Below are 17,317 nucleotides of genomic sequence, written 5' to 3'. Positions count from 1 at the left end.
CCTAGACCCCGGGGCCGCGCGTCGGCAGAGGATTGCCGGGGCGCCACCAGAAACCTTGCCCGAAATCCTTCTTCATGCGCCGCTCATACCGCGCGAAAGACTCCCGATAGTTCGGATCAATCATCGATTGCAGCTGGTCGAACATGATGCGGTCCGTCGCGATCTTCGAGAACCACAGCGACGATCCGGGCGTCCATGCCTTGATATGCTGCGCCAGCATCTTGCCTGTCATGTCCTTGTTGCCGGCCAGCGACTGCAGGAGGTCGCCAGTACCGGAGATGACAGCACCCGGGCCGGGGCCAAGCGCATACTCGGTGATGCCATCGCCGCCCCGCGTTGTAGACGAGTAAATCAGGTCTCCCAGCATACCGAGGCCCCCACCACGGATGGCGGCTTGGACCCAAAACCTCGGATCGCTCATGTCTTGCGGATCTTTTCCCGAGATTACTGACTGCATCTGCGAAGTTACAGCTCCTGCGATTGTCATCAGCGTGAATAGTTTCGTGCCGGCAGCAACCTTGCCCCAATTCCCATCCTGAATGGCCGAGCGCATCATGTGCGTCATCATGAAGGTGAGGGGGAAGGATTTGAACTGTGTCGCGGAACGAACGATTTCCCCCATGAAGGTCCCGCGCTGCAATCCGGCAGACATTGCGCCGCGGATACGAGCATCCGGTTCGATCACGGCGAAACGGCGCTCGTCGAGCATGGCCGACTGCAGCCGGTCCGCAAGCTGCTGATCCTCAACGCCGTTCACATCGAAGAACCGGGCGCCATCCGCTTCGAGTTGCGGTGTCGCGCGCAGCTTGTCCCATTGTTCCGGCGTGAAGCCGTATCGATCGAGAAAATTGCGGAAGGCAGGATCGAGCTTATTGAATGTCTTGTCCGCCTCACGCGCGATGAGCCCGTTAAACTCCATCGCCCAGGCGCGCTTGAGCCCTTCAGTCCAAACGTTGATACCAGACAAGCGCATCGCGGTATCGGCGACACGGCCAGTTAGCCCTTGTCCGACCACCTCATCGGCAAATCGCTTCGAGCCGATGGCATGATCCATGACAGATGCGGCGGTTAGGTTGATCTGGCGGGCCAACTCTTCGGCGCCTTCGCTATTTTTCAGATCCTTTACGAGGCGGCTCAGGACGGCGGTGGCAGGAATGCCGTTGTAGTTTGCGGCGAGGGACGCGGTGAAGCTGTCACCGGGGAGGGCGGCGATCGTCGCCGAGCCGAGCCGGGCCGCCGTCTGCAGGTTGCGCATGCCGCCGCCGATGCCGGCGATCAGGTCGCTTTGAGCCACGCCGAGCTTGCCGGTCACCGCATCATAGGTGCGCTGCACCGCCGCCGGGCTGTTCATCGAGATCGAGCGCTTCAGCTTCGATCCGACCGAGGTGTTCCTTGTCGCGTCGTCGGAGATCGCCGCGTCGAGCAGGCGCTTGAAATTGTCCTCGTAGTTGGGGCCGAGGATTTCAGTGGTCGCGATCTCACGGCCCATGCCGCCGAGATGGCCCATCATCGTGTTGTAGAGCCCGCCGTCGCCGATCCCGTATTTCTTCATCAGCCGGATATAGGATTCCGGGTCTTGGAACCGGAACACGCGGAGCTGATTGGAAAAGCCGCCGGCGCCACTGTTCGCCTTGCCGAGCGTGATGTCCTTGTAGGCGTTCGCGATGATGCCGGAGACCGCGCCCTTCGGCGCATCGCCTTGGCCCTGCTTGTCCATGACGCGCAGGTTTCCCGCCTCGTATTCGGTCATGAGATCGTCGACGAACTGCGCCTGGCTGAATTTCTTGACCCGCGAGCTGTCCCAATTCTGCGGAAGGCGCCAGTCCTCGAGCACGGACAGCGGCTTGCCGGCCCGCTTCACGCGGTCGACGGCATATTGCGTCGCCTTTTGCCAGCCCGCCGTTGCAGCCTTGGCCGCGTCGTCGCCGGTATCCTTGCCGAACAGTTCGCGCACGATATTCCAGATGGATTCGGTGTCCTGGCTGAGGCCGGCGAGGCGCGAGGTATAGGGCTTCATCGCCCCGTCCATCATGCCGAGGAGGCGCTTCGTCACGTTCTCGCTATGGCCGTCGATGTGGATGGCGTTCCCCATCGCCGCGCCACCCTCCATGTTGTCACGGACGAGCATGCTCTGAAGTCCGACGGTCTTTCCGTCGGGATGCTTTTCCATGCGGTTCAGTGCGGTGGAATAGGCGATGGCCTGCTTTGCCGCCATCAGCTTGCGTTCCTGTGCCGCCTGCGCCATCACACGCGCCGCCTCGAGCGCGCTGGCAGCTTCCGCCGACGCTGGGCCCATCGCGGGATACAAACGCCCCTGCAGCCCCTCATGCAGGGCGAGGGCGTCGTCGGCTTGCTTCTGGGTGATCCGCTTCGATTCAACGAGGCGAGCAAGGCATTTCGCGACAAGGGCCATTTCCGAATCCTTTCAGGGATTGAGAAGCTCAGTTCCGCCCGCTTCCGTTACATCGATCAGTGAATGGTCGATAGTCGTTTCGCGTTCATCGCTTTCCGAAAGATCGATCACATAGCCCGGCGTCACGTACTGTCCGTTCAAATTGACCTGCGTGTTGATCTGCACCTGATGGCCGACTGGCTCATACGCCAGCGCTTTCGCGGCATCGAGTTGGACCTTTTGTCCCGCCGCAGTGCGTCGAAGGCTCTGATCGTCCCGGATAGCGGCCATCACACGAACGCTCGCGGGCTTTTCGCCCGAGCGCAGCGCGGCATACATCTCTTGATGAAATCTCATCACCGCCGGTTTCAGCAGGGCCTCGCGCAGCGTCCGGGCCGACAAACCGACGGCGGAGGCCGCATCATCGATCGCCACGTTCGCTCGGCGGTCCTCTTCCTTGCCAAAAACCATGAGCTCGACGGCTTTCCGAACCCGCGGCGTAAGCCCGCTTCCCCGCCCGACGTTTTTGTCTCGACCGGGCTTCATTGCCTCACGCTTCAGCGCTCGTTGCAAGGCTATTGGGCTATTGTCATGCCGGACGGCCATCGAGGGAAATCCTCAGGGGGGTGAAAAAATCATGCTGCGCGAGTTTTCGGGGTGCAGATGGCGTGTGTGAGGGTCGACTGGAAACATCGAGCCCAATTTTTGCCCCCACCCCCTCTGACGGCCTTTTGACCAGAACAAAGGGGGTGGGGCCTGACTTCAGCAACGCGCGCACCTCGCTAGGCGCTGCGATGCTAAGCCGATGCTGACATGGCCTTGTTCGCGACTTTGTGCGCGCGAACCTGCTCTTCGCTGAAGGGTTCGAATGACCATTCGTTGGGATGGCGTTCCACGGCACTGCGGGCGTCGATGGAATAGGTCATCTCCGCGGTTTCGCCGCTGATGTGATAGATCGTGACCGGGCGGTTCATCGTCGTCAGGCTCCAAGCACCGGCATATGTTTCAGCGCAGCCTTCTGGTCGGCGGCGCTAAACGGCTTGAGAGCCCATTCGTGCGGGTGATCGCGCACGACGCGGCGAGCGTCGAAAGCGTCCTGCCAGGACTGTTCACCGTTCACGCGATAAATCAGGATCTGCGTGCGGCCTTGGAAATTACGGATGTTTTCATCGTGGTTCATGGCGGTTTCTCCGGAAGCTCCTGTGACGCCTTCAGGTGTAAATCGCGAAAAACGGAGCTGCAAAGCACACCTCGATGTTGCCCCGCCGTTGCCCTCCGCACACGGTGCTGGTCACCATCAGAGCGCAACTCTTTGAATTTGCGCGAAATTCCTTGATTTAGGCATGCGGATATAAACCGCTTGCTCAAGGCGGGGGGCTCCTGAGAGGGCAGGGGGAAGCAGCCGAAAATCCTGCCGGGCGTCTCCCGCGCGATCGAGACACCTCCTGCTGGTTGCCCGTCGGGGGAAATGAGGAGGGATATGGTATATTAATAGTGCCCGCTTTGCGCGTACCATCACCCTTGTAGATGCCTCAGCAATGGTACGCTTTAAGCGGTCCATGGGTACGCTCTGGGCGTGCCATGAAGCCGTGAATGATGCGCTTTAGGCGTACCATTGGTACGCTCGTGGCGGGCCGTTATTTTTTCTGATCCGGCCGCCACGCCATGAAATCCTTTGTTGGAATGAGCGATCGGATGGGCGAGTCCTGAGGATATTCCGTCAGGATCCATGTTGTTGCTCGACGTCCCCCTTGGCCATCCCGGCGGGTTTTCCAGTGGAACGATCCGCGCTCGGCGGCCTTAATGAAGCCTTTGACCTCAAGCTCTTTAAACGCAGCCGGAATTGGTTTGTTGCTACAGCCCATAAGATCTTGGGCCTCGCGATGACTTAGTGAAATGTCGCCATTGTTGTTGCCGTTGTACCGGCGCTTGATTTCGATGTAGAGCAGCTTTGAATAGACGCTGAGTGATCGCCAGGCGGCAGACGCAAGCAGCCACTCCGGTAGGCGGACATGGCGCTCGCCGCCACTGGATCGGCCGCGTTTGTCCTGTTTGCTCATCTTGTACGCTTCCCGCATTTGCTGCAGACGAAAGAGCAGGATAGTCGTCTAGACGAGACCTTTACCCTGCCTTGATGACCACAGGCGCAGGTGATGATCTTGGTTATGAATGCCGCCGCAGAAAGCGCGGCGGCCGCCTCCGCCCGGAGTTGAGCCTTCGATTGCCGCGGGGCAGGCGGGCCAAGATCGACCCGGCCGCCGGTGATTGCTTCTGCGCCCTTGCGGGCTATCCTCTGCCGCATTCGGCTCTTGGCAAAATCTCGCGACGTCATCCGAAGGCCTTTCGGCAGATCGTCATCTGTCGCGCCCTGCTGATGGCCTCGCAGCACTCAAGGGCTGATAGGCCGAAGCGTGAGCGAAGTTCTGGAACGATGGGGTGAGGAGGGTCACGCTGATCGGCTAGCCACTGGGCCGCGATGGTGACCGTTTCGCTGTGCTCGTGATCGGTGCCGGTCATGCTGCACCTCGATCGCGCTCGTCGACCCGGCTTTGGATGAACTTTTCGATTTCCACTTCGATCCAAGCCGATCGTTGACGGCCGACTTTAATGGGCTTCGGGAAGTCGCCGGCCTTGATCAGACGGTAAATGTGCGTCCGGGAAAACTTAATTCCCTTGGCGTGGAGATCGGCGAGCGAAAGAAGGTTCATTTTCCACCTCCTGCCGCCTTTGGCGGGTTTCTGCCCATTTTCTCTTTCAGGGCAAGCAGAATCTCGGCGTTCATGGAACGCAAGTTCTGTTGTGCCTCGGCTTCAACCCATGCCCGAACCTCCGCGGGCATGCGCAAGCCAAACGGCGTGATGTTCTCGGCTGGCATCTGCGAATCACTCCATATCAACTCGATATCCTTAACTACATATCAACTTGATATAGCGTCAATGTAACTTGCAAAAATATTGCGAGTTGATATGGAGCAGTGATGGCAGACAGATCATCTTATCCGAGCGAACAAGCGGACAAATATCTCCTCCGGCTCCCCGACGGCATGCGAGAGCGGCTGAAGGACTCTGCAAGGGAAAACAACCGCAGCATGAACGCGGAGATAGTGGCCCGCCTGGAGGCGAGCTTCCTGAGCTACAAGCGCGAAGATGGCGTGGTCGAGGTTGGTATGAGTAGGAGCCAGGCCGACGAACTGATGAAGCGCCTGGACAGATTGAACGAGCGACTAGGCCTCGATCCGCTTCCCGAGGCTAACGATTGAGGCCCTAAGCCGGCCTCGCGAATTCCACCACGTTGCCTGCAGGATCGCTCGGCGAGACGATACGCTTCAACTCGGCCGCCCACCGATCCAGAGCCTCGCGCATCTCCGGCTCGAACGTGTGCTGATCGTAGACGCGCTGAAGCCCCTTTTTCCCGTGGCCAATGACCATTTCTGCGACCTCCGAGTTGACGCGCAGACCGGATAGGCGTGTTCGCACGGTCCGGCGCACATCGTGGAGAACCCAGTCCGGCAAACTTGCCTCCGGATCTGCTGCTCTGAGTGCCTTCAACATCTCTTCGTCGAGAGCCGATTTTGCCCGGCTGAAACCGTTAATGGGTTTTTTCCCGTCGGTGGTGCTGAATAGGCAATCACCGGATGCTTCACCATCGAACCGATCCAGTGCGTTGAGAAGGGCTATCGCGTCCTCAGACAACGGCAAGATGTGCGAGAGATTATCGTCCCCGGATTTGAAGCGCTCCGGCGGAACCGTCCACAAGCCGCGATTATGCGAGATCTCAGGCCATCGGGCGCCGGCCACCTCGTTTTTGCGTTGTCCCGTCAGCATAAGCAGCTTGAAGAACGGGCCGAGAGGATAGGGTGTCGCATCGGCCGCGGCCCAGTATGCGCGAATTTCGTCATCTGTTAGGACGCGGGTTCTGATAGTCTTGGAGAGCTTGAAGTGTTTGGGCTGCAGATTCAAGGTGGGATTGATCGTTAGCCCATAACCCTGCCGGCGCTCGGGTCCCATGGCCCATGAAAAGATGGCCTTGACGTGTCCCCAGGAGTTGTAGGCCATGCCGGGTGCGGGTCGATCACGTATCTCGCCTATCAGTTCTGCAATATCCGCGTCGGTCACGTCCGCGATTGCCTTCTTCGCCCAAGGATTACTCCAAACGAGCTTGCCAGCCTTGTCTTTTCGTTCAAGGAGTTCGCGGCGGATCTCTCGCTCGTCTTGCTCAGCATGCCGGTTGCGCTTCCGGGTTGGTATGTCCTTCAGATAATCTTCGACCACTGCCAGAAACGAGTTCTCACGCTTCCTGGCGTTTTCGGCTCTGGTGCGCTCGATATCCTCTTTGGGGTCAACTCCCTTCGCAATGAGGTGCAGCCATCGGCGCGCCTCCTCGCGTGCGCCTTCGAGCTTCACGGCTGGATACTCGCCGATCGCGCGGCGCGTCGGGTTCTTGCTCGGAGGGAACCTGGCGACGAGCACGAAGGTCTTCTTCCCCTTGTCAGTCACCCGCAGCGCCAAGCCGCGGAGAATTGCGTCCGGATACTCGTCGCGGTCTCCCGCTTTGGCCGCCTTCAGGGCGGCAATACCGAGTTCAGTTAGCTTTTTCGGAGGATGTCTCATTCAAGCCTCGGGCAACATGGGGCAACAAAAGTCAGGGGCATCTATGTTACTGGATGAAACACGGTGAAACATGAATGCGGAAAAACGTCAATGGAATTCGCCATTTACGTTACATGTCGATACCGGATGTTTACTGATGTAACAGGGTACCAAGCGGCTCATAACCGCTTGGTTGGGGGTTCGAGTCCCTCCGGGCCCACCAATCCCCTCTGAGTATTAAATTTGCTAAGTTTTCTGGCTACGTGTGTCCCACATTTGATATGCACGCCGGCGAGGGACACTTTCCAGCGATTTTGTTGCTACGCGATATGGCGCAAGATGTGTTCCTCCAACGTCGGATAATCCCAACCCCTTTCCTCGTCGTTTCTGCTACGATGTCCGATCAGGCATCAATGGAGAATTGCGATGGCTGGTCTGGGCGCGGACATGATGCGAATAGTACGTCGCAACAAGCTGGTCGGTTTCTGGGCAGCGGAGAAACTGGCCCTTGCCGGCGAGAATGCCAAGACCTACTCGGATGATCTTGCGATGGCGGCGCTGGACGTCGAACGCAGTAACATTCTTGCGATAATTCGAAGAGACTTTGATGCGGCAGGAGTGACCCAATCCGATGAGGACATTCTGGCGGTCATGACCGTCTGCTGGCTGGAGGCGGGAAAACCAACAAAGGGGTCAGACTGCAGCGATTCAGCGCTGCTGCACATTGCGCGTAACCTCATGAAAGGATCGTGAACGGAAGCACACCAAGGCCCCACGTCGACAAGCGAAGTTTCAGCCGGCCAATGCGCCACGTGAACAGGCGATAGCGCAAAATGCGGCGGCGTTCCAAGCTGGACGCAGGAGTAGCCGATACCGGGACCAGAGCTTTCTCTGGCCCGCGCGGTGATTTGTTGATCCATCAAGATGCCTGGCACAATTAGCCGCAAGGATCGCCGCGCGTCGGACATTCTCCATAAAAAGCCCGACTTCAGGCACAGGACTTTTGCGCCAAATTTTTCTAAATACCTGAATTGACGAGATTTTCAGAATTCCTCCGGGCCACCAAAATATAATGATCTCAATTGGTAATAGGTGCGTTGACGGGTTGGGTTAGACCGTCGGCATGTTGCGGTGAACTCGCATCGTCCTCGGCGTCATTGGTCGCTGATGCGGAGAACTGGACTCGAGAGCCTGACGACGACCGCAATACGACCGTGGCCTGATCAATCTGCTTAGAGCTATGTAGCTTTTCACCTGAGCCCACCGATTTGGGGTTGGGTGGGCACACCATTGTACGACAGCCGGCTTCTTGGCCGCCAAAAAAATGCCCGCCAGAAGCGGGCAGTTTTGGAGTGGGCGCATACGCTCAAACATGTTGCGCCTGGAAGCCAAGGTGCGTCACAGAGGTCAACACTGTGTAAACGGCGGGTGGCCAGAAATGAGGGGGACTTTGGTCGGAGCGGGTGCGCGTGCCGTCCCTTGCCTGCATCGAGCATCCCGCAGGAGAACGTTTGTTCCGGCTTGACAGGGCGTCGGCGCGCACGGCTTCGATGGCGGATGCCTCGGTCTGCACCATGAGAGGCGGGGAGTGCGGCCGATAGCGCTATCCCCTTGTCTTTGGTGCGTGCGGATCGGTTGTCTAACCTCATGATTTCGTGGCGGCTCTTTGTTGTGGTTGCGGGTCTCGACGCCGCTGGAGCGCGGTCGGCAGGGTCGGGACCGGTGCGGGCGGCTGCGGTCTGGCAGCGGCCTCGCGTTCGAAAAGCCGGCGCTCAGAAAGAAACTCTTAATTTTAGCTGTCAATAATAAGAAGTGAGGGTTGAACTTCACGGTCGATTCCCGCTAGGGAAATTGCCAGGCGGCGATGGCCGCTCGTTCGAAAGGATGCTTATGCGAAGCCTAACCGTCTTGGGCGGTCTCCGCCGCACCACCGTTTCAGGTTTCAAGTATCTCGTACCTGCCTCGTTTCTCGGTCTTCTGCTTGTCTCATCCGGCTGTTCGTCGGCGGGCATGGCGGAAAGCCCCCTGTTTGCGTCTGCCGGCCCGAAGGCCGTGACGGGCGTGCCGGGTATCGCCCCGAAAGCGGGTAAGTTGATCAGGGTTGCGCAGGATGACGATATCGTCGAGCCGCTGCCGGCAAGCAAGCGGGTCACCTCCTATCTCGGCCGTGCGCCCTACATCTGCTCGCCGAGTGGCTTCGGCCATACGTCGCGCTGCTTCCTCAGAAGTTCGCTGTAAAGCCGTTCCCATTTGGGTGATGCGCTTGAATTGGTTCGTCTTCATATAGTGTCGTTAGAGTGTTTCCGCTTGGGGTTTTGAGCGGCGAAATACTCCAGTTCCTTGCAGTCATGCACCTTTTGGGAAGAGCCTTTTTCGCTCTGTTCCGCGAAACGCTCCAGATCCTCAGACGGAGACATATCGTGTCGATTGCGATGTTCAGATCGCTGGTGCTGGCCGGCCTCGTTGCGCTTTCGCCGGCGTTGGGGACGGCGCATGCCGCGGCTGCCGATCTCGGTGACACGGTTGACCGGGTGCTGACGACGGCCTCTATCGGTACGGCCGGCAAGGCCGCGGGCAGATCCGGCGGCGCGGTCGCGATCGGCGTCTATGATCCGCATGACGCGGTGACGAGCAGCGATGCGCTGACGATCGAACATGTGTTCGTCTACTGGCAGGCGCTCGACAAGGCGATGCTGAAGCGCAAGATCGCCATTGCCGAGGCGCAAGGCCGGGCGCTGATGATCTCCGTCGAGCCCTATACCCATGCGAGCGACTGGCGGGCGGGTGGCGAGCGGCTGTTTGCCGATATCGGCCGCGGCCGCTTCGATCGCGAGATCCGCGACATCTGCAAGCGCGCCGGTGCGGTGGCTGCCCCGGTCTACATGCGCTGGGGCCACGAGATGGAAGATCCTGACGGGCGCTATCCCTGGGCGCGGCGCGATGCGGATGGATACAGGAAGGCGTTTCGTTACTTCGTCGAAAGCTGCCGCGCACTTGCGCCCGACGTGCGCTTCGTCTGGTCGCCCAAAGGCCATCGCAACCTGACCGGCTATTATCCCGGCGACGATGTGGTCGATGCCATCGGCATTCCCGTCTGGGGCCTGCAGAAGATGGATGTGGACTATTGGGGCCGCGAGCGCAGCTTCGGCGAGACGCTTGGCGAAAAATATCGGCGGGTCGAAAGGTTCGGCAAACCTGTGATGGTTGCAGAGCTCGGCGTTTCCGGCTCGCCCGACTACAAGCGCGCCTGGTATGCGGAGATCTTCGATCGCAACACCTATCGCGATCGGTTCCCGCTGCTGACCGCCGTGGTGTTCTTCAACGACAAGGAACCCTACAAGTGGCCGCTCGGCTATGGTTCGCCGGATTGGCGGCTGGACAAGGCGTCACTCGCCGCACTTGTTTCCGACAGGGATGAAACCCTCGGCAGGCCGACGCAGTAGCGGCGGTGGACGCACCGGCGGTCCAGCCGGTGCGTGAACTTCGGAAAACTGGAGTTTTTCTCAGGCGAGCAGGAGGCCTGACTCACGGGCGGCTGCGGTAAAGCAGCGGCTTGCCCTGTTGACGCTGGTCAGCCCATCGAGCGCATCCAGGCAGCGCTGAAGGGCGGCACGATATTCCCGTCCACGTCTGCCCGGCCATTGCCGCAGCAGCTCAAGCGCCTCCCAGACCGTCCTGACGACGGTCTGCCGCTTGGACGACAGTTTCAGGTGGATCGGCGTTGCGAAGGTTTTTTCGCTCATCTTGCATTCCTCATTCATAGTCTTTTGAGCGGGAGGGCAACGCCGGGGATCGCCGATGGTTCCCTCGGCGAATGCAGATTTTTAACCATGAGGACGGCGACCCGACATGGGCGGTGCTGCCGCGGCTGCCGAAAGTCCCCAAAGCCAAGGCTTTCGGACGAACGCGGCCACGCTTTGGCTATGACAGATTTCGCCAAAGATTTTTCGGTTGATGGAGGTGCTGGAGGGAGGGGTGATGGTCGGCCCCAACGCAGGTCGTGCGCAAGCGGCGCCACATGATGCGCGTCGATGGACCGCTACCGCTGTGCCCTTCGGGCGGCAGGCATCAGAGATCGAGCGCGGCCCTGAGGTCGGTCGGCTTGCGCTCCCTGAGGTCGAGATCGGCCTCGATGTGGTCGATATGATGGATCATCAGCGCTGCGGCAGTCTCGATGTCACCGGTTTCGATCGCGGTCAGGATGTCGTCGTGTTCGCTGTGGCCGCAACTCGAAACGGTCGATTGTCCGTAGAGCGCGATGACGAGCGAGGAGCGGGCGACCAGCTCGTCCATGAAGCGCCTGAGGATGGTATTGCCGGTGAGGTCGGCGAGCGCCAGGTGGAAGTCGCCCGACGCCTTGATCTCGGCGCGGCGGGCCGAGCGGCCGCGCTGCGCGGTCAGGTGCTGTTCGGTGGCGAGCTGGCGGCGCAGTTCCTTGATCTCGACGGGGCCGATCCGGGCCGCAGCCGCGCGCAGGAGGCCTGGCTCGATGAGCCTGCGGGTCGCAAAAATCTGGCGGGCTTCATCCGGCGAGGGATGGGCAACGAAGGCGCCGCGGTTTTTCTCGACAGTGACCAGCCCTTCATAGGCCAGCGCCTGCAGGGCGGCGCGCACCAGCGTGCGGCTGACTTTGAAGAGCTCGCCGACATCGCTTTCCGACAGCTTGGTTCCCGGCGCAAGCCGTCGTTCGACGATCGCATCGCGCAGCTTGTCGTGGATCTGGCGGGTGCTGGTGTCGGTGGGTACGTCGGCAGGTGCCGAATGGGTGGTCAGAGGCATGAAGGAGATCGATCCGCGAATGAGTGCGGCATCTTATCGTCGCGCGCGGTGAAGGGAAACGACAATCTGGCATGGTGGTGGATCGACACCATGCCGCCGTCTTCGAATGGCCAGCTACTTGTCGAGTTCGGGGTACACCCGATCGAGGAAGCCGGGCCGTAGCTTTTCGCCGATCAGGCAGTCGGGCGCCGGCGTGGCATCGACGAGGCGCACGCGCGGCGGTGGCGGCAGGCCGCTCACCTCCAGGATCAGCTTCTGGCGGATGGCGATGGCGAAATCTTCCGGCTCGTGCACCGGCAGCACGAAGGAGCCGGGTCCACCGACGACGCATTCGGCATAGTACTGGTCCAGCGGCCCGGTCGAGACCGACGGCCTGATCAGGATCGCCAGCCCATTGATAATGATACCGCGGGCAATCGCGATATCGCGGGCAGGGGTGACCGGTGGGCCGATGTTGTTGGGGCCGTCGCCGGAGACATCGATGACCCGGCGCATGCCGGAAAAGGCGTTGGAATCGATCAGCGCCGTTCCATAGCTGATCGCGTTTGAAATCGAGGTGCCGCGGCGTGTGCCGACCGGACGCGCCTCGATCATCGCGGCAAAGGCGTCGGCCTCTGCGGCGTTGGAAATCACCCGCCAGGCGACGACGGAGGATTCGTTGACCGTGCCGGCCCATTCGAAATAGCCAAGGGCGATGCGGCCATAACGTCCGCTCTTCACCGCATTGAGGAATTCCGCATGGCGCAGCGCCTGCACATAGCCGGAGCGCTGGACCCGTGCTTCGTCCAGATCCATCGAGCCCGACATGTCGACGGCCAGCACCAGTTCCACGTCGACATCGGTCGGCGCAGCGCCCGATTGGGTCGGGCTGCCCGTCAGGGAAAGGATCAACGCCAGCATGCTCAACATAGCTTCAACCCGTCATTGCGAGCCGCGTTATCTGACGAAATGTAGCACAGGATTGGCTGTCGGCGACTGTCTGGGGTTGGCCGACCTTCAATAAAAGGTGATATCGACATAGGTGACAGCCGATCGATACTGTGCCAGCGGATCCAAATGAGCCGGTAAAATGCTTCAGCAGACACGGAATACGGAATGTTTTCAGGTCGATAGGCTGCAAGCCGCCGCCTTCGATTATTTCCTGCGCTATAGCGACACCGAAACGGGGCTTGTCGCCGATACCTCGCTTGCCGATGCGCCCTCGAGCGTTGCTGCGACCGGTTTCGGGCTTTCCTGCTACCCCGTTGGCGTCGAACGCGGCTGGATCGGGCGCGGCGACGCGGCCAGGCGGGTGCTGACGACCCTGCGGTTTCTGGCGCAAAGCCGGCAGGGGAGAGATACGCTCGCCAGCGGCTATCGCGGCTTTTACTATCACTTTCTCCACATGAAAACCGGCGAGCGGGTGTGGCAGTCAGAGCTTTCCACCATCGACACCGCGCTGCTGATTGCCGGCGTCCTGACGGCTGCCGCCTATTTCACCGGCGAGGATGCGACGGAGACGGAGATCCGGGCGCTGTCGGAAAAACTCTATGCCCGGGTCGACTGGCGCTGGGCGCTTGGCCGCGGCGAGACATTGACGATGGGCTGGCGGCCGCCGGGGCGGTTTTTGAAATATCGCTGGCAGGGCTATAGCGAGGCGCTGCTGCTCTACGTGCTGGCGCTCGGCGCGCCGCACCATGCAATCGGGTCGGAGCATTACCGCGCCTTCACCGCCGCCTACGACTGGACGACGGTCGACGGTGCGCCGCATCTGCAGGCCGGCCCGCTGTTCATCCATCTCTTTCCGCAGGCCTGGATCGACCTTCGCGGTCTTCGCGATCCGCCGATGCGCGACAAGGCGACGGATTATTTTGAGAACACCTGCCGGGCGATCGACCTGCAGCGCCAGTATGCCGACGACAATCCCCGAGGTTTCGCCGGCTATGACCGGGTTGGATGGGGCCTCAGCGCCGGTGACGGACCGAAGGGGCGGCTGCGGCTTGTCGATGGACGCTGGCAGCAGATGCTCGGTTATGCCGCCCGCGGTGCGCCCGGTGGACCCGATGACGGCACGCTGGTCCCCTGGGCGTCGGTTGCCTGTCTGCCCTTCGCTGCGGATGCTTCACGCTCGGCGCTGGCCGCATTCGAAAACCGCTATCCCGACCTCCTATGCGAAGGCCGCTTTCCCGGCGGGTTCAATCCAAGCCTGTCCGGCGCAGGCCCTGAAGGCTGGGTCGACGACCGCGTGGTCGGGCTTGACCAGGGGCTTATCGTGATGATGATCGAGAACGCCAGAAACGGTTTTGTCTGGCAGCTGACGCGTAGCGTCCCGGCCATCCGGCGCGGCTTGCAGAAGGCCGATTTTCGCGGCGGTTGGCTTGCGGCAAGGGAGACGGCATGAGCTTCGCTCACGAGCGGCAGGACGATCGCCCGGCGGCAGAGGGCATGGACGCGGCGCAACGCCGGAGCGCTCTCGACCTGCTCGCGCGCCTGCAGCCATTCTTTCCCGAAGTCGGCTTTTCGCTGGACGCTGCCGGCGACGACGGTCTTTCCGCGGCGCAGTTCTGGGCCGAAGATGGTGCGGGGCTCGAAGCCGGGCTCGCCTATCAGGATTGTTTCGCCGTCGGTATGGACGACAAGATCCGCGCCGCCCATCTGATCGCGTTTTACGGCAACCAACTGGCGCTCGCGCTTGGCAGCCTCTATCTCGGTGCGGGAATCGTGGCGGGGGTTCGCCGACTTCGCTTCGAAGAATTTTCGCGCGCCTATGGTGAGCGGCTGGTGGCGGCCAAACGGTTTCATTTCAGCCTAAGCATGCCTGCGGTCGGCGATAATGCCCCAGGCGATGCGGATGCCTTCGGTGAAACCTTCGCCGTGCATCTGGCGCCAGTCATCGCCATGCTGAAGCGTCGCACGGGTCTTTCGTCCGGCGCGCAATGGCGGCTGGCAGCGGATTCGCTGGCGGGTGGTTTCCTGGAGATCGGTCGCGCGCTCGGCGACGAAGAGGATGCGATGTCCAAGGCGCTGGCGATCGTCAAGCGCCAAGGCACGCCGCTCTATTCCGACAAGCTCTGCTATGAGGCCATCAAGGTCGAGTTCGGCGAGGGGAGCGGCGATCAAGCGCTGTCGCGCGTCTATCGCCTGCGCGGCGGCTGCTGTCTCTATTATCGAACCGAAGGCGGCAGCTTCTGCGACAGTTGCGTGCTGTTGGCGCCGCAGGAGCGTCGGGAACGATTGCAGGCGCATCTGCTGGCATCGCAGGCTGGCTAAAGGTGTCAAACGACAGAGCCCCTGATATCGGCGATATCAGGGGCTCGTTTGTCACGGTGGCCGGTCGGCTTATGCCTTGGCGAAACGGTCGTTGATGAAGCCCGAGACGACGCCGAGCACGATCCAGAAGGCGAGCGTGGTGGCGAGCGCTGCCACGGCGAACTCGGCGCCGAGTACGGCCGGAACATTGCTGGAAATATCCGACGGCTGCGGCGCGCCATAGACGTGGGGTGCTGCGATCAGCACGAGGCCGATGATCTTGGCAACGATCTCTTCGCGCAGGACCAGCAGATAAAGGCCGACGGCGGAAAGCGCCACCGTTGCCAGCCACCAGACCTGGCGGTCGCCGAGTTCGGCCGCCGGGAAGCCCGGTAGCTCCGGCGGCAGGCCGATGGCCGGCAGCATGTGTACGGCAAGCCAGCCGCAGGCGCCCCAGAGCGCGCCGTTCCTGAGCGTGATCGGATAGCCGATGACAAGGCTGACGCCGGCCAGCAGCAACGCAAAGCCGGAGCCGGTCACCAGATTGGCGATCAGCGTGCCGGAGAAGCGGCTCATGCCGAACATGATGCCGCCTTCCTCGTGTTCGCCCTCATGGGCGTAGGCGGGCGTGATCGGCGACAGCGCGTCGAGCAGGGCGCCAATCGGCGAAACCGCCTTCAGCGACGAATGCTGCTCGTGGTTGGCGGCGGCCGGATCGGCCGTTCCCGGCTGGGCGGCGGGCTGTTCACCGGCGGCGGGTGCTTCGCCTTCGAATTCTTCCGCGTGCAGGATCAGCGGTACGACGCGCAGTTCCTGGGCGCCGGTCATGAAGACACCGGCAATCAATCCAGCCACGATCGCGGCCAGAAGCGTTCTGACAATCATTTTCGATATCCCTCGATATCGGCGCGCCATGCGCCTTGCAGGCAGCGCCGTGTCCCATTGGCAATCCTGCGAACGGCTCCGGCCCGCAGATCTTTGGTCTGCATCAGACGCAAGCAAACGCGTCCGGCTGTTTGCCGGAAGCGTTTTTGTCCGCAGCTATGTCGACGCGGAACGCATGTAGCGTCCCTCCGCATCGCTTAGTGGCAGGGGAAGCCGTAGGAGTGGCGGGTGTCGTGCGCGGTGTCGTGCAGCACGGCCGAATTCGCCAGGCCCGCGCCGAAGACGAGGAAGCCGCCGATGAGAAGCGCGATGATACCCGCGGTCAGACGATCGCTGAGGGAGAGCGGAATGCTCGAAACTGTAGACGTAGCCATGACAACCTCCGTGATGGCATCGGGAAATTTCCCGGTTTGGGCCCTATGCCCGCATCGACTGGCAGGTTTCCTGGCTCAGGACGTCGGGTGAAATCACCCTGGATTTGCCTCGCCTTCCCAGAGCCAAGGTCCGCCCTCTCGCGGTCTCGTCTCCAGTGGCTTCTTCCGGATCGCTCCGGAACGGCGCATTCACGTCGCTCTACAGTCGCGGGGTCGGCCGTGATTTGAATGCCCAGCATGGGTCCATCCGTCACGTTCCCGTTTACTCCCGAAACGCGTTCGCGTTGCGGGAACCAATCGATCTGATGATGATTAGGATCGCACCCCGGAGATGTCAATTAAACTTGCGCCGCCGCCCGGCCCATCCGCGACAAAATCCCGAAGGATCATGCGTTTATAGGCCTCGACGATCTGGTCGCCCTCGGCCCGGTCCACCGAGACCGCAAGCCGCATGGTGCAATCGCCGAGATGCATGATCAGGAAGGCGGCGCTGTCGATCGTTTCGCGCGGCGTGTCGGGCACAAACCGGGCCCAGACGTCGGCGAGAAGCTGGCCACCGGCGCGGCTTTGCTGGAGGTCGATTTCCCGCAGCGCCTTGTCGGCCTGCATCGCCGACCAGATATCGCGCATGACGGGCTCGGCCAGGAACATATCGTAATAGATGTCGAACAATACGGCGAAGGCTTCACGCAGCTCGGCGAGCGACGTCACCTTGGCAAGCTCGGCCGCGATACACTCGTTGCACACCGCATTGTAGCGCTCGGCCAGCGTGCGCACGATCGCCGCCTTGTCGGGAAAGTACTGGTAGAGCGATCCGATCGAAATTCCAGCCTTTTCAGCGACTTCGCTCATGCGCATGGCGTCGCTGCCCTTCTCCTGGATGAGTGCCGTCGCGCAGGCGAGGATCTGCCCGACACGCTCTCGGCTGCGCTTCTGGCTCGGCGTGCGGCGCAGCGCGGTCTCGTCGTCGGGGGGAGCCGCGGCTGGGCTTGTCTCTTGATTCATGAGTGATGCTCACATTTTGACTTGACTCCTAAAATACGAGGATTTATCACATTTGCAAATGTGAG

The 17,317-nt window shown here is 61.1% G+C and carries 20 protein-coding genes and 1 riboswitch; of the genes, 6 read left to right on the top strand and 14 right to left on the bottom strand.

The features are described from left to right. Position 1: 1 nt before the first annotated feature. The 7 genes from LPJGGPFB_RS15675 to LPJGGPFB_RS15645 all read right to left on the bottom strand — a co-directional run bounded on the left by LPJGGPFB_RS15675 (position 2) and on the right by LPJGGPFB_RS15645 (position 5,267). Positions 2 to 2,413: a hypothetical protein gene (locus tag LPJGGPFB_RS15675; RefSeq protein ID WP_173420748.1), complete on the bottom strand. Its 2,412-nt coding sequence runs from the start codon at positions 2,411 to 2,413 to the stop codon at positions 2 to 4. Positions 2,414 to 2,425: 12 nt separating this feature from the next. After that, complete coding sequence (locus LPJGGPFB_RS15670; RefSeq protein ID WP_173420747.1) at positions 2,426 to 2,998, bottom strand: hypothetical protein; 573 nt, start codon at positions 2,996 to 2,998, stop codon at positions 2,426 to 2,428. Between the two features lie 191 nt (positions 2,999 to 3,189). Beyond that, on the bottom strand, positions 3,190 to 3,366 hold the full coding sequence (locus LPJGGPFB_RS15665; RefSeq protein ID WP_173420746.1) for a hypothetical protein: 177 nt from the start codon (positions 3,364 to 3,366) through the stop codon (positions 3,190 to 3,192). A gap of 5 nt (positions 3,367 to 3,371) precedes the next feature. Next, complete coding sequence (locus LPJGGPFB_RS15660) at positions 3,372 to 3,572, bottom strand: hypothetical protein (protein WP_173420745.1); 201 nt, start codon at positions 3,570 to 3,572, stop codon at positions 3,372 to 3,374. 457 nt (positions 3,573 to 4,029) lie between these two features. Next, a complete protein-coding gene (locus LPJGGPFB_RS15655; RefSeq protein WP_173420744.1) occupies positions 4,030 to 4,452 on the bottom strand; it encodes a helix-turn-helix domain-containing protein in 423 nt (140 codons plus the stop codon). Between the two features lie 453 nt (positions 4,453 to 4,905). Next, complete coding sequence (locus LPJGGPFB_RS15650) at positions 4,906 to 5,100, bottom strand: helix-turn-helix transcriptional regulator (RefSeq protein WP_173420743.1); 195 nt, start codon at positions 5,098 to 5,100, stop codon at positions 4,906 to 4,908. Further along, positions 5,097 to 5,267 carry an Arc family DNA-binding protein gene (locus tag LPJGGPFB_RS15645; RefSeq protein ID WP_173420742.1) on the bottom strand — a complete coding sequence of 57 codons (171 nt, stop codon included), beginning with the start codon at positions 5,265 to 5,267 and terminating at the stop codon, positions 5,097 to 5,099. Before LPJGGPFB_RS15645 ends, LPJGGPFB_RS15650 begins: the two co-directional genes overlap by 4 nt. 102 nt (positions 5,268 to 5,369) lie before the next feature. Between LPJGGPFB_RS15645 and LPJGGPFB_RS15640 the strand changes: the two genes are divergently transcribed. Further along, positions 5,370 to 5,651, top strand: a complete 282-nt coding sequence (locus tag LPJGGPFB_RS15640) for an Arc family DNA-binding protein (protein WP_173420741.1) — start codon at positions 5,370 to 5,372, stop codon at positions 5,649 to 5,651. A gap of 4 nt (positions 5,652 to 5,655) precedes the next feature. Here LPJGGPFB_RS15640 and LPJGGPFB_RS15635 read toward each other — a convergent pair whose 3' ends face one another. Then, complete coding sequence (locus LPJGGPFB_RS15635; protein WP_173420740.1) at positions 5,656 to 7,002, bottom strand: tyrosine-type recombinase/integrase; 1,347 nt, start codon at positions 7,000 to 7,002, stop codon at positions 5,656 to 5,658. A gap of 405 nt (positions 7,003 to 7,407) precedes the next feature. On the opposite strand from LPJGGPFB_RS15635, the gene LPJGGPFB_RS15630 reads away from it, so the two are divergent. The 3 genes from LPJGGPFB_RS15630 (at position 7,408) to LPJGGPFB_RS15620 (ending at position 10,424) form a co-directional block, all read left to right on the top strand. Further along, positions 7,408 to 7,734 carry an ATPase inhibitor subunit zeta gene (locus LPJGGPFB_RS15630; RefSeq protein ID WP_173420739.1) on the top strand — a complete coding sequence of 109 codons (327 nt, stop codon included), beginning with the start codon at positions 7,408 to 7,410 and terminating at the stop codon, positions 7,732 to 7,734. Positions 7,735 to 8,889: 1,155 nt separating this feature from the next. Beyond that, positions 8,890 to 9,219: a hypothetical protein gene (locus tag LPJGGPFB_RS15625; protein WP_173418169.1), complete on the top strand. Its 330-nt coding sequence runs from the start codon at positions 8,890 to 8,892 to the stop codon at positions 9,217 to 9,219. Between the two features lie 182 nt (positions 9,220 to 9,401). After that, positions 9,402 to 10,424: a glycoside hydrolase family 26 protein gene (locus LPJGGPFB_RS15620; RefSeq protein ID WP_173420738.1), complete on the top strand. Its 1,023-nt coding sequence runs from the start codon at positions 9,402 to 9,404 to the stop codon at positions 10,422 to 10,424. A gap of 60 nt (positions 10,425 to 10,484) precedes the next feature. Here LPJGGPFB_RS15620 and LPJGGPFB_RS15615 read toward each other — a convergent pair whose 3' ends face one another. From LPJGGPFB_RS15615 to LPJGGPFB_RS15605, 3 genes are all read right to left on the bottom strand, one after another. Further along, positions 10,485 to 10,724 carry a DUF982 domain-containing protein gene (locus LPJGGPFB_RS15615; RefSeq protein ID WP_077500014.1) on the bottom strand — a complete coding sequence of 80 codons (240 nt, stop codon included), beginning with the start codon at positions 10,722 to 10,724 and terminating at the stop codon, positions 10,485 to 10,487. Between the two features lie 325 nt (positions 10,725 to 11,049). Further along, positions 11,050 to 11,760 carry a GntR family transcriptional regulator gene (locus LPJGGPFB_RS15610; RefSeq protein WP_173420737.1) on the bottom strand — a complete coding sequence of 237 codons (711 nt, stop codon included), beginning with the start codon at positions 11,758 to 11,760 and terminating at the stop codon, positions 11,050 to 11,052. Between the two features lie 114 nt (positions 11,761 to 11,874). Beyond that, a complete protein-coding gene (locus LPJGGPFB_RS15605; RefSeq protein WP_173420736.1) occupies positions 11,875 to 12,669 on the bottom strand; it encodes a DUF1194 domain-containing protein in 795 nt (264 codons plus the stop codon). Positions 12,670 to 12,829: 160 nt separating this feature from the next. Here LPJGGPFB_RS15605 and LPJGGPFB_RS15600 point away from each other — a divergent pair, with 160 nt between their 5' ends. Continuing rightward, positions 12,830 to 14,140, top strand: coding sequence for a glucoamylase family protein (locus LPJGGPFB_RS15600; RefSeq protein WP_173420735.1), 1,311 nt, complete (start codon positions 12,830 to 12,832; stop codon positions 14,138 to 14,140). Beyond that, positions 14,137 to 15,009 carry a (2Fe-2S)-binding protein gene (locus LPJGGPFB_RS15595; protein ID WP_234902820.1) on the top strand — a complete coding sequence of 291 codons (873 nt, stop codon included), beginning with the start codon at positions 14,137 to 14,139 and terminating at the stop codon, positions 15,007 to 15,009. The genes LPJGGPFB_RS15600 and LPJGGPFB_RS15595 overlap by 4 nt, the downstream gene beginning before the upstream one ends. Before the next feature lie 69 nt (positions 15,010 to 15,078). On the opposite strand, the gene LPJGGPFB_RS15590 is transcribed toward LPJGGPFB_RS15595, so the two are convergent. The 3 genes from LPJGGPFB_RS15590 to LPJGGPFB_RS15580 all read right to left on the bottom strand — a co-directional run bounded on the left by LPJGGPFB_RS15590 (position 15,079) and on the right by LPJGGPFB_RS15580 (position 17,252). Continuing rightward, positions 15,079 to 15,873 (bottom strand): CbtA family protein, encoded by a 795-nt coding sequence (locus LPJGGPFB_RS15590; protein WP_173420734.1) that lies wholly within the window; start codon positions 15,871 to 15,873, stop codon positions 15,079 to 15,081. Between the two features lie 197 nt (positions 15,874 to 16,070). Further along, on the bottom strand, positions 16,071 to 16,247 hold the full coding sequence (locus tag LPJGGPFB_RS15585) for a CbtB domain-containing protein (RefSeq protein ID WP_025427862.1): 177 nt from the start codon (positions 16,245 to 16,247) through the stop codon (positions 16,071 to 16,073). Positions 16,248 to 16,290: 43 nt separating this feature from the next. Then, a riboswitch (cobalamin riboswitch) is annotated at positions 16,291 to 16,560 on the bottom strand. Continuing rightward, on the bottom strand, positions 16,560 to 17,252 hold the full coding sequence (locus LPJGGPFB_RS15580; protein WP_173420733.1) for a TetR/AcrR family transcriptional regulator: 693 nt from the start codon (positions 17,250 to 17,252) through the stop codon (positions 16,560 to 16,562). It overlaps the preceding riboswitch by 1 nt. Positions 17,253 to 17,317: the final 65 nt, after the last annotated feature.

This window comes from Ensifer adhaerens, assembly GCF_013283195.1.
Classification (GTDB): Bacteria; Pseudomonadota; Alphaproteobacteria; order Rhizobiales; family Rhizobiaceae; genus Ensifer; species Ensifer adhaerens_G.
Note: the sequence above shows the minus strand (reverse complement) of the source record. Positions and strands in the feature narration are given on the sequence as shown.

What these genes read in the sequence shown, in the direction of transcription:
- LPJGGPFB_RS15675 (WP_173420748.1), bottom strand. Translation starts at nt 2,413, where the DNA reads ATGGCCCTTGTCGCGAAATGCCTTGCTCGCCTCGTTGAATCGAAGCGG.
- LPJGGPFB_RS15670 (WP_173420747.1), bottom strand. Translation starts at nt 2,998, where the DNA reads ATGGCCGTCCGGCATGACAATAGCCCAATAGCCTTGCAACGAGCGCTG.
- LPJGGPFB_RS15665 (WP_173420746.1), bottom strand. Translation starts at nt 3,366, where the DNA reads ATGAACCGCCCGGTCACGATCTATCACATCAGCGGCGAAACCGCGGAG.
- LPJGGPFB_RS15660 (WP_173420745.1), bottom strand. Translation starts at nt 3,572, where the DNA reads ATGAACCACGATGAAAACATCCGTAATTTCCAAGGCCGCACGCAGATC.
- LPJGGPFB_RS15655 (WP_173420744.1), bottom strand. Translation starts at nt 4,452, where the DNA reads ATGAGCAAACAGGACAAACGCGGCCGATCCAGTGGCGGCGAGCGCCAT.
- LPJGGPFB_RS15650 (WP_173420743.1), bottom strand. Translation starts at nt 5,100, where the DNA reads ATGAACCTTCTTTCGCTCGCCGATCTCCACGCCAAGGGAATTAAGTTT.
- LPJGGPFB_RS15645 (WP_173420742.1), bottom strand. Translation starts at nt 5,267, where the DNA reads ATGCCAGCCGAGAACATCACGCCGTTTGGCTTGCGCATGCCCGCGGAG.
- LPJGGPFB_RS15640 (WP_173420741.1), top strand. Translation starts at nt 5,370, where the DNA reads ATGGCAGACAGATCATCTTATCCGAGCGAACAAGCGGACAAATATCTC.
- LPJGGPFB_RS15635 (WP_173420740.1), bottom strand. Translation starts at nt 7,002, where the DNA reads ATGAGACATCCTCCGAAAAAGCTAACTGAACTCGGTATTGCCGCCCTG.
- LPJGGPFB_RS15630 (WP_173420739.1), top strand. Translation starts at nt 7,408, where the DNA reads ATGGCTGGTCTGGGCGCGGACATGATGCGAATAGTACGTCGCAACAAG.
- LPJGGPFB_RS15615 (WP_077500014.1), bottom strand. Translation starts at nt 10,724, where the DNA reads ATGAGCGAAAAAACCTTCGCAACGCCGATCCACCTGAAACTGTCGTCC.
- LPJGGPFB_RS15610 (WP_173420737.1), bottom strand. Translation starts at nt 11,760, where the DNA reads ATGCCTCTGACCACCCATTCGGCACCTGCCGACGTACCCACCGACACC.
- LPJGGPFB_RS15605 (WP_173420736.1), bottom strand. Translation starts at nt 12,669, where the DNA reads ATGTTGAGCATGCTGGCGTTGATCCTTTCCCTGACGGGCAGCCCGACC.
- LPJGGPFB_RS15600 (WP_173420735.1), top strand. Translation starts at nt 12,830, where the DNA reads ATGCTTCAGCAGACACGGAATACGGAATGTTTTCAGGTCGATAGGCTG.
- LPJGGPFB_RS15595 (WP_234902820.1), top strand. Translation starts at nt 14,137, where the DNA reads ATGAGCTTCGCTCACGAGCGGCAGGACGATCGCCCGGCGGCAGAGGGC.
- LPJGGPFB_RS15590 (WP_173420734.1), bottom strand. Translation starts at nt 15,873, where the DNA reads ATGATTGTCAGAACGCTTCTGGCCGCGATCGTGGCTGGATTGATTGCC.
- LPJGGPFB_RS15585 (WP_025427862.1), bottom strand. Translation starts at nt 16,247, where the DNA reads ATGGCTACGTCTACAGTTTCGAGCATTCCGCTCTCCCTCAGCGATCGT.
- LPJGGPFB_RS15580 (WP_173420733.1), bottom strand. Translation starts at nt 17,252, where the DNA reads ATGAATCAAGAGACAAGCCCAGCCGCGGCTCCCCCCGACGACGAGACC.